The 14,221-nt window shown below is 69.8% G+C and carries 17 protein-coding genes and 2 pseudogenes; 9 read left to right on the top strand and 10 right to left on the bottom strand.

From position 1 onward, the window contains the following. Positions 1-26 precede the first annotated feature (26 nt). Positions 27-254 (bottom strand): annotated as a pseudogene (locus ACRDSK_RS24915) (transposase); the annotation flags it as partial. A 221-nt stretch (positions 255-475) separates the two neighbouring features. On the opposite strand from ACRDSK_RS24915, the gene ACRDSK_RS24910 reads away from it, so the two are divergent. Together ACRDSK_RS24910 and ACRDSK_RS24905 are read left to right on the top strand one after the other, a co-directional pair. Next, positions 476-910 (top strand): transposase, encoded by a 435-nt coding sequence (locus ACRDSK_RS24910; RefSeq protein ID WP_431443668.1) that lies wholly within the window; start codon positions 476-478, stop codon positions 908-910. Beyond that, positions 883-1,245 (top strand): VOC family protein, encoded by a 363-nt coding sequence (locus ACRDSK_RS24905; protein ID WP_431443667.1) that lies wholly within the window; start codon positions 883-885, stop codon positions 1,243-1,245. Before ACRDSK_RS24910 ends, ACRDSK_RS24905 begins: the two co-directional genes overlap by 28 nt. A gap of 100 nt (positions 1,246-1,345) precedes the next feature. Here ACRDSK_RS24905 and ACRDSK_RS24900 read toward each other — a convergent pair whose 3' ends face one another. Further along, entirely contained in the window at positions 1,346-1,498 is a 153-nt protein-coding gene (locus tag ACRDSK_RS24900) for a hypothetical protein (protein WP_431443669.1), read from the bottom strand. Between ACRDSK_RS24900 and ACRDSK_RS24895 the strand changes: the two are divergent. Beyond that, positions 1,485-1,583, top strand: a pseudogene (locus tag ACRDSK_RS24895) (IS5/IS1182 family transposase); the annotation flags it as partial. The gene ACRDSK_RS24900 and the pseudogene ACRDSK_RS24895 sit on opposite strands and share 14 nt — an antisense overlap. A 735-nt stretch (positions 1,584-2,318) precedes the next feature. Here ACRDSK_RS24895 and ACRDSK_RS24890 read toward each other — a convergent pair. From ACRDSK_RS24890 to ACRDSK_RS24860, 7 genes are all read right to left on the bottom strand, one after another. Further along, complete coding sequence (locus tag ACRDSK_RS24890) at positions 2,319-2,471, bottom strand: hypothetical protein (RefSeq protein WP_431443666.1); 153 nt, start codon at positions 2,469-2,471, stop codon at positions 2,319-2,321. A 41-nt stretch (positions 2,472-2,512) separates the two neighbouring features. Next, positions 2,513-2,758 (bottom strand): hypothetical protein, encoded by a 246-nt coding sequence (locus ACRDSK_RS24885; protein ID WP_431443665.1) that lies wholly within the window; start codon positions 2,756-2,758, stop codon positions 2,513-2,515. 118 nt (positions 2,759-2,876) lie between these two features. Continuing rightward, a complete protein-coding gene (locus tag ACRDSK_RS24880; RefSeq protein ID WP_431443664.1) occupies positions 2,877-3,035 on the bottom strand; it encodes a hypothetical protein in 159 nt (52 codons plus the stop codon). A 217-nt stretch (positions 3,036-3,252) separates the two neighbouring features. Next, positions 3,253-3,426: a hypothetical protein gene (locus ACRDSK_RS24875; protein WP_431443663.1), complete on the bottom strand. Its 174-nt coding sequence runs from the start codon at positions 3,424-3,426 to the stop codon at positions 3,253-3,255. 229 nt (positions 3,427-3,655) lie between these two features. Continuing rightward, positions 3,656-5,101 carry a S8 family peptidase gene (locus ACRDSK_RS24870; RefSeq protein WP_431443662.1) on the bottom strand — a complete coding sequence of 482 codons (1,446 nt, stop codon included), beginning with the start codon at positions 5,099-5,101 and terminating at the stop codon, positions 3,656-3,658. A gap of 474 nt (positions 5,102-5,575) precedes the next feature. Continuing rightward, complete coding sequence (locus ACRDSK_RS24865) at positions 5,576-6,385, bottom strand: DUF817 domain-containing protein (protein ID WP_431443661.1); 810 nt, start codon at positions 6,383-6,385, stop codon at positions 5,576-5,578. Between the two features lie 120 nt (positions 6,386-6,505). Next, positions 6,506-6,847: a VOC family protein gene (locus ACRDSK_RS24860; RefSeq protein WP_431443660.1), complete on the bottom strand. Its 342-nt coding sequence runs from the start codon at positions 6,845-6,847 to the stop codon at positions 6,506-6,508. A 130-nt stretch (positions 6,848-6,977) separates the two neighbouring features. Here ACRDSK_RS24860 and ACRDSK_RS24855 point away from each other — a divergent pair, with 130 nt between their 5' ends. The 6 genes from ACRDSK_RS24855 (at position 6,978) to ACRDSK_RS24830 (ending at position 13,375) form a co-directional block, all read left to right on the top strand. After that, positions 6,978-7,616, top strand: coding sequence for a sigma-70 family RNA polymerase sigma factor (locus tag ACRDSK_RS24855; protein WP_431443659.1), 639 nt, complete (start codon positions 6,978-6,980; stop codon positions 7,614-7,616). After that, positions 7,600-8,691, top strand: coding sequence for a hypothetical protein (locus ACRDSK_RS24850; RefSeq protein WP_431443658.1), 1,092 nt, complete (start codon positions 7,600-7,602; stop codon positions 8,689-8,691). The genes ACRDSK_RS24855 and ACRDSK_RS24850 overlap by 17 nt, the downstream gene beginning before the upstream one ends. Beyond that, entirely contained in the window at positions 8,688-9,662 is a 975-nt protein-coding gene (locus tag ACRDSK_RS24845; RefSeq protein ID WP_431443657.1) for an ABC transporter ATP-binding protein, read from the top strand. Before ACRDSK_RS24850 ends, ACRDSK_RS24845 begins: the two co-directional genes overlap by 4 nt. Then, on the top strand, positions 9,659-10,507 hold the full coding sequence (locus ACRDSK_RS24840; protein ID WP_431443656.1) for an ABC transporter permease: 849 nt from the start codon (positions 9,659-9,661) through the stop codon (positions 10,505-10,507). Before ACRDSK_RS24845 ends, ACRDSK_RS24840 begins: the two co-directional genes overlap by 4 nt. 214 nt (positions 10,508-10,721) lie before the next feature. Next, positions 10,722-12,044, top strand: coding sequence for an MFS transporter (locus ACRDSK_RS24835; protein ID WP_431443655.1), 1,323 nt, complete (start codon positions 10,722-10,724; stop codon positions 12,042-12,044). Beyond that, positions 12,041-13,375, top strand: a complete 1,335-nt coding sequence (locus ACRDSK_RS24830; protein WP_431443654.1) for a hypothetical protein — start codon at positions 12,041-12,043, stop codon at positions 13,373-13,375. Before ACRDSK_RS24835 ends, ACRDSK_RS24830 begins: the two co-directional genes overlap by 4 nt. A gap of 15 nt (positions 13,376-13,390) precedes the next feature. Here the strand turns inward: ACRDSK_RS24830 and ACRDSK_RS24825 are convergent, their stop codons facing one another. Then, positions 13,391-13,882 (bottom strand): SRPBCC family protein, encoded by a 492-nt coding sequence (locus tag ACRDSK_RS24825; RefSeq protein ID WP_431443653.1) that lies wholly within the window; start codon positions 13,880-13,882, stop codon positions 13,391-13,393. Positions 13,883-14,221 lie beyond the last annotated feature (339 nt).

Raw genomic sequence — 14,221 nt, 5'->3', positions numbered from 1 at the left:
TCGGTCCAGTCTCGCAGGCGTCGCTAGCAGGTCATGCCCGAGCCGTATCCCAGCTCTTGGGGCAGGAACCCCCACGGGATGCCCGTGTACAGCACGAACAGGATGCCGCACAACGCTTTGCGGTCGTGCAGACGCTTGCGGCCCGGGTGTCGGAAGCGGCGCTCGACCGTGGGTGACACGGGCTCGATCAGCGCCCACAGCTCGTCCTCGACTTCCCACGGCCTGCGCTGGGCTACCCTGCCCTCCCACCAGATGATCAACAACTGGCAAGATCAACCCACAGCTCTGTTAGGACCCCTAAGTGCCTGTGAAGTGAGGGGCACTGGTGTGGTCGCTGGGGACCGGGCAGATCGATAGCCGTCGCGGCGTGACGGGCTGACAGTGGGTGGGGCCTTGACGTACGAGCGGAGCTGACCACACTGATCCCGCTCACTCCCAAGACCTCAAATGAGTTCTACCTTGCCGTGGGGGCAAGATGCGCCGACCGACGCGGAGCGGCAGCTCATCGCGCCCCACCCGGTGCCGGGTGGGTGCGGTGGTCGGCCGGGTGCTCCACCCGCGTCGCGACATCGTCGATGCGATCCGCTACCTGGATCACAACAGCTGTGTGTGGCGGGCGCTGCCGGCCGTCTTCCCGCCCTGGCACACCGTGTACCGCTACTTCCGGCCTGGGTGCGTGACGGCACGCGCGTGTCCCGCTCACCGTCGTCGGCGGTTCGGGCCGGGACCGTTCGGGTTGGTGGCGCGACGGCGCGCACGACCGCTGCCCGGGACGAGCGCTGTCCGGCCCGAAAATGAGCGGAGCCGGGCCACCACAGTGCGGTTGGATGGCTACCTGCGGCCGCCGCGCGGCCCGCGGACATGGACGAGGAGGAGTGGACGATGCCGATCGCCACGCTGCGAGGCGTGACCCTGGACTGTGCCGATCCGCAGGCGCTGGCCCGGTTCTACCAAGAGATGACAGGCATGGAGCTCGGGTACAACGCCGACGGGTTCGTCGCCCTGACCGGTGGTTCCGGCTGTGACCTGGGTTTCCAGCGGGTCGACGGATACCGGGCGCCGCGATGGCCCGGCCAGGACGTGCCGCAGCAGTTCCACCTGGATCTCAGGGTCGAGGACCTCGACGCGGCGGAGAAGCTGGCGCTGGGGCTCGGCGCGGTCAGGCCGGACCACCAGCCCGGCGGCGGCCGGTGGCGGGTGCTCCTGGACCCGGCCGGTCACCCCTTCTGCCTGGTCACCGGCTGACCGCCGAAGTGGCCCGAGGCCTGCCTGGGTAGGTCTGGACCGCCTGCGCCAGTCGGTTGCCACCGTTCGCCGGCTAAATCGCTCCGGCGTGTCCGGAGGCCTATGGGGTTGAGTGGCCGGCCTCGGTGAGGGCGGCGTGTTGACGGTAGTGAGCGTGTTCGAGTTCGGCGGGTGGGATGTCGCCGCAGGCTTCGAAGAGGCGCCGGTAGTTGAACCAGTCGACCCATTCCAGGGTGATGGCCCACGTGATCACCGATGGCACCTTGATCCCGATCGACCGCATCGCCGCGGACCGCCCGTTCTACTACTCGGGCAAGCACAAGTTGCCCGGCAGGAACGGCAGCCCGCACCGCACCGGCTCGCCAAGCCGGCCACGTGCTACAGAACCATCAACTCACCGCCGGATGAAAAGGCTCACTGACCTCGACTCGCTGCTGTACCTGCGGGCCGAGTTCCCACACGCCAGGTGGCTGCCGACTCTCCAGGGCTGGCACGTGGAGGATTGTCTTCGACACGAGGCAATGCATCGCGCCGCCGGATCGACCTGACCCAAGAACCCCTCGTGGGCTTGGGGTCAGTGTGCCGCCGTGACTCTTCGGCGGAGATCGCGGCCATCGTCACCGCGTCGGCAGCAAAGGGAATCCAGCTGCACGTGGTCATCACCATGGGCTGCGGCTTAGCCCGCTGACTCTGGACGGACGACCAGATCAGCGGGCATTTTCATGCGGTCGCGCGGATCTTGGCATGTTGACCCGGCACGAGGGCGGAAACGGGCCGGTCTCGATCCGACCCTTGGAACGCCAATTTCGTCGTAAGGGCGCCAGGCGCGTGGTGGAGTACGATATTCTCGAAAAATTCTGCCCTTGACGGATATCCTGGCGGCTGGAATAGAGCAAAATGAAGATGGCGATCATTCGAGATGCCGTCGCCTAACTCGGGAATTCTAGGCAGGGTCGATCTCGGAAATTCGGAAGTGTAACGGGTGTTGAGCAAAGTGTGGCGCGACGGACCGTGACGGGGCCTTCGAGGACGCCGTGGCCGCGCGGCGCATGGTCGGAACGAGCGGGCTCGAGTCAGGATCGCCGGAGTACGCGCAGCTGCACCGACAGCTGGTCGACGGCGGCTGGCAGCTTGTCCGGCAGTTCGATGCCGATGGTGACGGTCGGGTGACCCTGGAGGAAGCCGTCGCGGGGTTCGAAGTGCTGCAACCCCGACGCGGCGAACATCGCCAGGGAGTTGGCTCTTCGGCAAGGACGAATGACGAGGCTCAGGTGCCGAGTGCCGCGAGGCCGTCCGACGTGACGCGTACCCGGCGTTCGAGGGGGCCGAGCCGTTGTTCGATCGCGATCAGATGCTTGGCCTCGAGTCGTTCGAACTCGCCGTCCCACGTGGTCGGGACTCCGCCGGCCACGCCGCTCCAGCGGTAGCCGGCCGGGCCGCCCCAGGCGCCGGTGTGGAACTCGACGTGGCCGGACGCGACCTGCTCCAGCGCTCGGCGCGCTCTGTCATCCATCTCCTCGCACCTCCTGATACGAGGGCCCAGCCTGCACCCGGCGGCGACCCGAGACATCCCGCGATGTACGTAGATTCGAACGAGACGGGGCGCACTTACCGGGGAACCAACGAGCAGGTCAGAGGTTCCTGCGAAAGCGGGGGGCGGACGTCCCGGTCGGCCGGTTGGACCAGGCGTCGAACACCACGACCAGGAGCGAGAGGAGGATCAGGACGACGCCGAGGAGGGGGATGTCACCCCAGATGAACAGGGCGGCGATGACCAGGGTCGGCAGCACCGCGAACAGACAGAACGGGTCGACCTTTCCGAACGCCTGCTTCTGCCTTGTGGAGCTTCCATACTGTCCGACGATCGTTCTGCCCTGCCCGTTCGTCCGTACCGTCTCGGGCGTGCACCCGAGGGAGCCTTGCGCAGCATAGCTACCCCGGCGTGTTGCGCGGAGTCGAGGTGCCGGACATCGTGGGTGACCTCTGGTCACTCAGAGTCGGCAGTGGTCAGATGGTCGCCGCCCACCGCACGGTCGCGCCGATTAGCCGCACCGACCCGATCGTGCGCCGCCGCCACCAGGGCATCTCCCGCAGGCTCGACGCGCTGCTGACCGCCGACGGCGCGATGTTGCCCGAGAACGCGGACTTTCGTGCTCGAGGCGCACTCTTTGTCGAGATCACGGCAACCGGATGTATGTCGGTTGCATGCCGACACGACCGGCACCGCCTACCGCTACACGTGTGGAGCCGCTCCCGTGGCCGCGACAACGACAGTGAACTGACCGTCGACCCGCGCGACGGCGCGATTACCCGCCGAGTCGTCGCGCCCAACATGTCCGAGGATCTGGCAACCGTCGGCGGCGACTACGCGGACTACGTGTCCGGCGCAACGCTCTGTGGCGCTGTCGGGTCAGCGGGTGACGGCGTCCAGGGCGTCGACCAGGCCGTGGCCGAAGAAGCCCCGTCCCGAGCGGGCGCCTTGGCAGTGGGCGAGCCAGGCGCCGGTGCCGTCGGGGTCGTAGACGCCGTCTGGTGGGCAGGGGATGCGGTCGGCTTGGTGGGTCAGCGCGGCGGTCACTCGGGTTGGTGACCACCTGGGGTGGGTGCTGCGGATCAGTGCCACGACGCCGGCGACGTGCGGGGCGGCCGCCGACGTGCCGCCGAAGTAGAACCAGCCGCCGTTGTTGATCGTGGTCAGTACGCCGGTGTTGCCGTCCGGGGTGTTCGGGATCTGGCCGACATCTCCGCCTGGTGCGGTCACGTCGACGTCCCGGATGCCGTAGTTCGAGTACCGCGCCTTGCGTTTCTGCGCACCTACCGCGGACACGATCACCACGCCCGGCACCTCGCCGGGCACCATTTGGCAGTCGTCACCGGTGAGCCGTTCGATCGGCTCGCCGTTGTTCGGGCTGAAGGGGTCCACCACCGGATACGACAGGTCCCAGTTGGCGTTGCCGAGCGCGGCCACGTTCACCGCGCCGCGCCGGTTGGCGTAGTCGATCGCGCGGCGCATCGCCTCGGCCGCCGCGGCCTGGTCGGGATCATCGTCGCACCAACGCATCCACGGATCGGCGTACACCGACGCGCTGGTCACCTGGATGCCGTGTTCGGCGGCCCACACGTACCCGCAGATCAGGTACTCCGGGTAGACGAACCCGTCGGTGTCACCGACCCGCACCGAGGCGATGCGCACGTTCGGCGCCACCCCGGCGACACCGATGCCATTGCGGGCCGCGGCGATGATCCCGGCCACCGCGGTGCCGTGGCCGAAGTCCGGGTGCAGCGGTCCCCACGCCTCGGGCGAGGTGTCCGGTACGCCGTCGCCGCAGCCGACCGACCTGCTCGCGTCGACGTTCGGTGCGAGGTCGGGATGACTCGCGTCCAACCCGCCGTCGACCACGCCGACCACCACCTTGCGGCTGCCGCCCGAGATGTCGTTGGCGCGGTCGGCGCGGATCTGGCGCATGCTCCACTGGTTCGCGGCGAGCGGCTCGGTCGGCATCGGTTGTCTATCTACAGTGGACGTCGAGCTCGCGCTCGCCGGACCGGTGCCGAGCTCGGCCAGGTTGCGCGTCGCGCCGGCGGCGACCACACCGGGCAGCCGGCGAACCGCGGCGGCGAAACCGGCGCCCGGGGCGGTGGCCACGACCACGCCGATCTGCGGCCAGCTCGTGAGCACCCGCCCGCCGGCGGCCCGCACCGACGCCTCGGTGCGGGCCAGCGGTGTGCCCAACTTGGCCAGGACCACGAAGTGCGCCACCGGCTCCTGCCGTACGGCGGTGGCGGGCTGGCCGGCGGTCAGTCCGGCAGCGACGAGCGCGGTGACCAACAGCGCGCTGCCCAGTGTCCGTCGCACGACGCCTCCCAAGCCCCCTGGACGGCGCCGCCACCGTACCTCCGGGAATGTCCGCGCCGACTAGTTCGGGCGCTCTCGATGAGGCGTCGGGTGTGCATATTCCGCGAAGCCCGCTGAGCCTCAGATCCGAAGCGTTCGCCGCGGCAGCGACTGGCGCGTTCCGTGGCCCGCTCCGGTAATTTCCGGGAACGCTCGGACGAGTTCCTCGTGCTCCGGTGAGAAACCGCCTGTCTCGGCTACTTGGCGGCCCTTCTTCGTGAGACGGTAACGAGTATCGCCGTCTTCATTTCGAACCCTGTAGTTCTTGGAACCGAGATGCAGCTTGAAGACCTTGTCGTCGGACGTCAGGTGGGTACGTCTTGTCCTCGGCGGCAGCCGGGTGCGCGGTGTCGTGTCCGCAGAGGTTAGGTCCGTTCTCGCACATCGGGACCGAGGATCACCCGATCGTGTAACCGATGGTGATATCCCGACCCCTCACGTTCCCGGTGATCGTCTAATGCCGAACCGGTACTCGAGGACAGGCTCCCGCAAGAGGCCTGTGCGCGACCGAAATGCGGCGACCAGCACGAAGGTGACGCTAATGAGCATCGCCCACGAGCCGGCTTTCGCCGGGTCCACGAGTCGCCACCCTTCGAGTTGATGCGGATACCGCCAGGCGCCGAAGAATGTCGCGATGTTCTCCGCGACCCAGAGGAAGAACCCGATGAGCGCGAACGACAAGGCGAGCGGCATGCGATATCGGAAGCCGCCGACCGTGAAGTGCACGACCGCTCCCCAGGTCACGGCGACGAGCAGGCCGGCGAGCGGCCACCGCAGGTCGGGTAGCCAGTGGTGGGTGATGAGGTTGACGTAGATGGCGCCGGCGACCGCGGCGGTGGGCCACGGGAGATAACCGGAGAGCCGCAGGTCGAACAACCGCCAGGCCGTGACGACGTAGCTGCCGACGGCCGCGTAGAGAAATCCGCTGTAGAGCGGCACGCCGAGCAGCTTGGTGAACGCGTCCTCGGGATAGGACCACGACCCGAGCGGCACCTTGACGAGCTCGAACGCCAGCCCCACGAGATGGAACCCGGCGATGACCAGCAGGTCCCTGTTGCTCTCCCAACCGACGAGCCGAAAGGCCGCGGTCACGAGCACGCAGTAGATTAGCAGCGCGTCGTAGCGGGGAATCGGCAGCGGCACGACCCGCGAGAGCGCCAGCCCCCCGAACACGGCCACGGCGAAGGCACAACAACGAGTCTCGAGCCACGCGAACCGAACCAACTGCGCGACGAGGAACCTCATGCCCCCGTGGACGCACCCGCGCGTCACTGGTTGCTCAGTGGCCTCGCCGACCGCCCGATCGTCCAATGAGGCCGCGCCGCGCCGGTCGGAAGCTGACCGGCGCGGCGCCACCGCCGGTGGTCAGCCCCGAGGTGCCGGCTCGAACATGCTGAACGGCGTGCCCTGGTCGTCCTGACAGTGGACGAGCCGGCCGACGCCGGGCACCTCGGCGATGTCGTCGGCCGTGCCACCCAGCTCGTGGACGCGCTTGGCCGACGCGTCGACGTCGTCGGTGGCGAAGTACACGCGCGGATGGGTGAACTTGGCCTCGCGGGGGGCGATGCCGCCGGCGGGTCCATTGTCGATGGTGTGGTAGTCGTCGCCGAACTCGGTGGTGGTCCAGCCGAACAGGCCGCCGTAGAAGGTGCGGGCCTTGGCGGTGTCGGCGGCGGGCAGCTCCACCCAGTTGATCTCTCCGGACATGGGTCCGTCCTCTCGTGACGTGGGTCGTGACGCAACGAGGACGAACGGCCGACGGGGTTCTCGACAGGCGAAGACACACGACCTGTCACAGGATCTGTCACACGATCGGCGTCGGCGGTGCTGTACAGATGTGGACATAGTGCATGGTGGGCGCGCACCGGTCGACGCCCTGGCGATAGCCCTGTCCGCCGCCGCCCGCGGAGGCGGCACGGCGGTCGGGCGAGCGGAGCGGAAGGACGGCGGCGTGGCCTTGTCGGGTCCTCGGGAACGAGGGGCTGTCCGAGCCGACCTCGAACAGGTCTTCCGAGCCACCTACCCGCGCGTCGTCGCGGTCGCCGCCCGCGTGCTGGGGTCACGGCACGAGGCCGAGGACGTGGCGCAGGAGGTCTTCCTGACCTTCGGCCACTCCTCGGTGCCAGCCGGGCAGGCGATGGGCTGGCTGTCGGTCGCCGCGGCACACACAGCGTTGAACCATCTCCGCTCGGGCCGGCGGCGCGCCGTCCGGGAGGAGGCCGTCGGCGACGGTGGTGCCGTCGCCCCGGACGTCGCCGACGCGGTGGTGACCCTCGACGAGCGCCGCCGCGTGCGGGCGGCGCTCGCGCGGCTGCCCCGCCGGCAGGCCGTGGCACTCGTCCTGCGGCACAGCGGCCTCAGCTACGCCGAGGTCGCCGCCGCTCTCGAGCTCTCTCCAGGCAGCGTCGGCACGACCGTGCGACGCGCCGAGTCCGCCCTGCGCGAGGAGTTGAACCGTCATGCGTCATCCGACTGACGGCACGCTGCGCCGGCTCGTGGACGAGCCCGCCGGCGTCGCCGACGCCGATCGCGAGCACGTCGCGGGCTGCACGGTGTGTCTGTCCGGACTGGCCGAAGCCCAGCGGGACGCGGCGGCCGCCGACGCGGCACTGACCGTTCCGTCCGATGTGGACGCCGCCGTTGACACCGACGCGGCGTGGCGTCGCCTGTCACACGCGATTTCCACGGAGGGCCACCGGCGGGTGGCCGCCCCCACCTCCGCACGCCGGTGGCATGCCGCCCTGCGCAGCCCGGTGCTCGCCATCATCGGCGCGGTCGCCCTGCTGACCGGGGCCGGGGTCGCGGCCGCCGCGGACTGGCTGCGGGTCTTCCAGGCCGAGCAGATCGCCCCGGTCACCGCACCCGACGAGGACCTCGTCCGGTTGCCCGAGCTGTCCGACATCGGCGACCTCGAGATCACCGAACCGATCGACGTCCGCCCGGTCGACGACGCGGACGCCGCGAAGAAGGCCAGCGGTCTGGAGGTCCCCCAGGTGAGCGAGCGGCCCCGCGGCGTCACCGGCGAACCCACCTACTTCGTCGGCACCCGGGCCAGCGCGGTGCTCACGTTCTCGGCCGAGAAGACGGCGCGAACGCTCGGCGAGCCGCTGCCACCGCCCCCGCCGGGGCTCGACGGCAGCCAGTTCCGGTTCGTCGCCGGCCCCGGGCTCGCCGTGGTCTGGCCGGAGGCGCGCGGGGTGCCGGCCCTGATCGTGGCGCGGGTGACCGCGCCGACCGTGTACTCCTCCGGCATCCCGTTCGAGACCGCCCGCGACTACCTGCTGTCCCTGCCCGGCCTGCCCGAGAACGTCGTGTCACAGCTGCGCGGCATCTCCGCGGACGGACCGGCGCTGCCCCTGTTCCTGTCGGTCGACCAGCTGGAGAGCTCGACCGCCGACGTCGCCGGCGCGCCGGCCACGGTGTTCACCTCGCACGACGGCACGATGACTGCCGTGGTCTGGGTCGATCGCGGCAAGATCACCGCGGTGGCCGGCCTGGTGAGTGCCGACGAGGCGCTGTCGGTGGCGCGCGGTCTGGGGTGGGAGAAATGAGCGCGTCCCTCGACGCCGCGCGGCAGCTGCTCGAGGAGCTGCCGCCCACGCCGGCGGTGTGGTGCTCGGGCCTGCGCAAGCGGTACCGGAAGCGCACGGCGGTGGACGGCGTGTCCTTCACCGTCGGCCGCGGCGAGGTGATGGGTCTGCTCGGCCCGAACGGGGCCGGCAAGACCACCGTCATCAAGATGCTGCTCGGTCTGGTCCGGCCCGACGCGGGCGACATGCTGCTGCTCGGGCAGCCGGCGGGCAACCCGCAGACCCGCGCGAGCGTCGGCTACCTGCCTGAGCTCTTCCGTTACCAACCCTGGCTCAGTGCCACCGAGGTGCTGGTCCTGCACACCCGGCTCGCGGGCGTGCCGGTGCCGCCCGCGGAGCAGCGCGAGTCCCTGGCTCTCGTCGGTCTCGCCGACCGTGCCGGCGACCGGGTGGGCGGTTTCTCGAAGGGCATGCAGCAACGCCTCGGGCTGGCCGTCGCGCTGGTGGCCCGCCCGGAGCTCGTCGTCCTCGACGAGCCGACCAGCGCGCTGGACCCGGTGGGCCGGGCCGACGTCCGCGACATCCTGTTGTCCCTCAAGGAACGCGGGGTCGCCGTCCTGCTCAACTCGCACCTCATCGGCGAGGTGGAGCGGGTCTGCGATCGGGTCGTCATCCTCGACAAGGGCAAGGTCGCCGCCGCCGGCACGCTGGCGGAGCTGCTCGGCCGCCGCGAGCTGCGGCTGCGGCTGGCCGAGGTGAGTGCGGCGGCGAAGGCGCGGCTGGCCGCCGCCGGCGAGCTCACCCACACCGGGGACGCGTTCACCGTCACGCTGCCCGCCGATGCCGAGACCGACACCGATGCCGTGCCGGATCTCGTGGCCGACCTGATCCGCCTCGGCGTGCGCGTGCACGCCGTCGAGCCCGGCCGGATCAGCCTCGAGGAACGTCTGCTGGACATCCTTCGAACCGAACGAGCCGGTGGTGACCGATGACGACTCGGACCGTGCGCACCATCGCCGCGCTGACCCTCCGCGAAGCCGCCCGCCGGCGCGTGCTCCGCGCGATCGTCGTGATGACGCTCGTGCTGCTGGCGCTGTCCGCGTGGGGCTTCTCCCGGCTCGATGCGGAGTTCGGCTCGCTCACCAGCGGGGAGGCCCGGCTCGCGGCGTCCAACGTGCTCAACCTCGTGATGTTCGGCCTGAGCCTGATCGCCGCGCTGGGCACGGCGTTCCTCGCCGGCCCGACCCTGGCCGGCGAGGTCGAGTCGGGCTCCGCGCTGGCGGTCCTGGCGCGTCCGGTCCGCCGCTCGGCGGTGCTGGTGGGTAAGTGGCTGGGGCTCGTGGTCTTCGGCAGCTGTTTCGTCGCGCTGGCCGGCCTGGCCCAGTTCGTGATCGTCCAGGTGACCATGGGCTACTGGCCGCCGCAGCCGGTGGCCGGGCTGGCCTTGCTGGCGGCGCAGACGACCGTGCTGCTGACGCTCGGCCTGTTGCTGTCGACCTTCATGTCGCCGATGGCGTCGGGCATCGTGGCGGTCGGCCTGTTCGGCGCCACGTGGATCGCGGGAGTGGTGGGTGGGGTGGGGAGCGCGCTCGGAAACGAGGGCGTGGCCCGGGTCGGCACCGTCTCCCGGATGCTCCTGCCGACCGACGGCCTGTGGCAGGGCGCCATGCACGCGATCCAGGACCCGACGGTGCTGGGGCTGTTCGGGCGGGCCGCCATGGGCTCGCCGTTCGTCAGCGAGGCCCCGCTCGCCGCCACCTACCTCGCGTGGACCGCGCTCTGGGTCCTCGTCGCCCTCGCACTGGCGACGATGGCCTTCAAACGCCGCGACCTCTGAGGGTTCGGGTTCACGCCAACGGACCCTCGTGAACTAGTCCGAACGGTCCACTCGCGCGAGGTGCTGAATCCCTTGTCCGCGTTGGGATTCGGCCACGAGCAACAACCTGTCAACGGGTGGCGTGGTTCCGTTGACGCGCCGCGGTTCCGTTGCGAGGATGCCTCGCGACCGCAACGACAGCGGAGTGGGGGAACGAGTCACAAGTGACCGGTAGATGGTGAGCGAAAGACCCGGCGACGACGGCATCTGGGCCACCTTGCGTGACTCCTCGGTCCCGGTTCGGGCGATGCTGGTCGGCGTCCTGGTCAACCGCCTGGGCGCGTTCCTCCAGGTGTTCCTGGTCCTGTTCCTGACCAACCGCGGCTTCACCGACGTCGAGGCCGGGTTCGCGCTGGCCTGCTACGGCGCAGGCTCGTTCGCCGGGATCGTGCTCGGGGGTGCGCTGGCCGACCGGCTCGGCCCGCGCTACGCCACGTTGCTGTCCATGATCGGCACCGCGCTGCTGCTGATCGTGGTGCTGTACGTGCGCGCGCTGCCCGCGGTGTACGTCTCGGTGCTCCTGTGCGGGCTCGTCGCGCAGCTGTACCGGCCGGCGGCGGCCGCGTTGCTGTCCGAGCTGACTCCGCAGCACCAGCAGGTGATGATCTACGCGATCTACCGGCTGATGATCAACGTCGGCACCACCGCCGCGCCGCTGCTGGCCGCGCTGCTCATCACGTTCTCCTACGACCTGCTGTTCTGGGTCGAGGCGGGCGCCGCGCTGGTGTACGCCGTGATCGCGGCGATCACCCTGCCCCGGCGGAAGTCCTCGGACAAGTCCGGCAAGGCCGCGCTGGACGGCGGGCCGAAGGGCTACCGGGCGGTGCTCGCGGACCGGCGGTTCGTGCTGTACCTGGCCGCCCTGTTCATCAACTCGCTGGTCTACATCCAGTACGTCAGCACGTTGCCGCTCACGATCCAGGACGCCGGGATCGCCACGTTTTGGTACAGCATCCTGATCTCGCTCAACGGGTTCATCGTGATCACCTGCGAGCTGCTGGTCACCAAGGTCACCCAGCACCTCCCGATCAAGCTGGTCGTCATCGCCGGGTTCACCCTGTTCGGCATCGGCCAGGCGCTCTACGCGCTGCCGCTGGGCGTCGCCATCCTCGTGATCGGCACCCTGCTGTGGACGATCGCCGAGATCGTCGGGGGGCCGACCATGATGTCCTACGCGGGCGTGGTCGCCCCGGAACGTCTGCGCGGCCGCTACATCTCCTCGATGCAGACCATGTTCAGCCTCGGCGCGGCGGTCGGCCCGGCCCTCGGCACCGCCGGCTACCACCTGCTCGGCCGCAACGTGTGGTTGCTGTTCGGCCTGACGTGCCTGGTCGGCATGGTGTTCGCGCTGCTCGGCATGCGCCGCCCGACCGACTCTGAGCCGGCCCGAACCGAGCCGGACCCGGCCGAGCCCGAGGAAACCCCACCAACCAGCACCACCCCACCCGCGGCGCCCGCCGCGGTCGCCGACCGGCAGGAAGGACCGCAGCCCACATGACCCGCAACGCCCTGACCGAGCTGTACCTGCGGGAGTCCGACGGTCAGCAGCCGGACGAGCTGCTGAGGTTGGCCCGGAGCCAGGTCGACCTGGCGGCCACCATGTACCAGGACAAGTGCCTGAGCCGACCGGTCCTGCTGACCGCCGACGAGCACGCGGTGCTGGCGAACGACCTGGTGAACCTGCACGCGGCGCTCACCGGACTGCCCGACCGGCTGTTCGGCGGCGAACTCACCGCGTTCGCCAAGGCGGTCGGCATGACCGACACCCAGGTCACCGGCATCATGCGCGGCCGCGGCGACGCGCCGACCCGGTTGGGGCGCGCCGACCTCTACCACGACGGCTCGGCGTTCCGGCTGCTCGAGCTGAACATGGGCAGCACGGTGGGCGGGCTGGACAACGCGATCCTGAACCGGGCCGTGTCCGCCGACCCGTTCGTCGCCGATTTCACGGCCCGACACCGGCTGGCCTTCCCGGACACCATGGCCGAGCTGGCCCACACCCTGCTCACCGAGTGCAAGGTGCCCAGCAACGAACGCCCGCTGATCGTGGCGGCCGACTGGCCGGACAGCTTCGCCACGCTGGAGCCGCGGCTTCGCTACAGCGCCGAACAGCTCGCCCCGCTCGGCGTCGACATCGTGCCCTGCCACCTCGGCCAACTGTCCATAAAGGATGGACTGGTCCATCTGGACGGTCGCAAGGTGGACCTGCTGTACCGGATCTTCATGGTGGAGGACCTGCTCGACCCCCGGGCGCCCGAGCTGATCGACCCGGTGCTGCAGGCGGCCGAGCGCGGCGCGGTGCGGATCTTCACCCCGATGGACTCCGAGCTCTACGGCAGCAAGGGTGCGCTGGCCATGCTCTCCGACGAGGAGAACCGCGGCCTGTTCGGCGCGGACGAGCTGGCCAGCCTGGACCGGATCCTGCCTTGGACGAGGATGGTGCGCCCCGGCGACGTGACCGTGGCCGGCGAGCGGGTGGAGCTGCGCGAGTACGCGCTCGCCCAGCGCGAGGAGCTGATCCTCAAGCCGACCCTGCTGCACGGCGGCAGCGGCGTGCGCCCCGGCTGGCTCACCGAGCCGGGGGACTGGGAGTCCAGTGTGGACGCCGCGATGGGCGAGCCGTTCGTGCTGCAGCAGCGGATCCGGCCGGAGCCCGAGCCGTTCCGCACCGAGGACGGCGTGCTACCGCACGTCCTCAACTGGGGCGTGTTCCTGTGCGCCCGCGGCTACGGCGGCGCCATCGCACGCGGCACCACCGACCTGGACGGCGGCCTGGTCAACGTGGCGAGCGGTTCGACCGCCACGTGCTGCTTCCACCAGGCCGGCTGACCAGCCCGCCTCAGATCAGCCCATGCCTTCGCGGACGTCCTTTCCCTGCTCGGCGAACGCCTTGAAGTCCTGCATGTGCTGTTGAGCCTGCTTGCGGAAGGCGCCGGGCATCAGAAGCCCCACCAGCCGCATCAGCAAGCCGTTGAACCAGTATTCGTTCTCGCTCACCCAGAGCGTCGTCTCCGGACTGGCTTCGGTCAGCCGGTCGCGCACGGCGCTCCACATGCCCTCGCCGACGATCTCGCGGTCGAAGTGAACGACGCTCCCCTTCGGAATCCCGTGCAGGTCTGCGGGTTCCCGGCGTGTGACAGTCTCGGTGCACTCGATCTTCCGCTGTCCCATCTGCATCACGATCCGCGACTTGGTACCGAGCTGCCCGTGTATCCCACTCAGCGGCTCCTGCAGCACCAGGCCCCGCAGCCACTTCGGCAGGTGTGCCGGGTCGGCGAGCAGCTGGGCCACCCGCTCCCGCGGCAGGGCGATCTCGATCGAGTCGGTGTGCTTCATGGCGCGCATCGCTCTTCCTGGGACGTCAGGTCGGGTCGGGTACGTATCCGCCAAGCCGCAGCTCCATGGTGGATGCCTCGCCGGCGGGCACGCTGGTCGCCGAGGATGTCGAACGCGTGCACAGCGGAGACCGTACCGGTCTCCGCTTATATAAGTCAACGCTGTTTATTGAGCCACGTAGGCTTGAGCTCGCTCCTGCGCAACGCGGTGGAGCTAGTGTCGCGCGTCATTAATTCATTGACACTGATCACGGGCGCCGTCTTCGGCGGCTGCGACTTCAACATGTAGCGGAAGCCGTCACCCGCGGACATCACCCCGCATCGAAACCGTCACAGCGCC

The organism is Actinophytocola sp. (assembly GCF_050699915.1).
Taxonomy (GTDB): Bacteria; Actinomycetota; Actinomycetes; order Mycobacteriales; family Pseudonocardiaceae; genus Actinophytocola.
The sequence above is the reverse complement of the archived record's forward strand: the minus strand, read 5'-3'. Positions and strand labels throughout refer to the sequence as shown.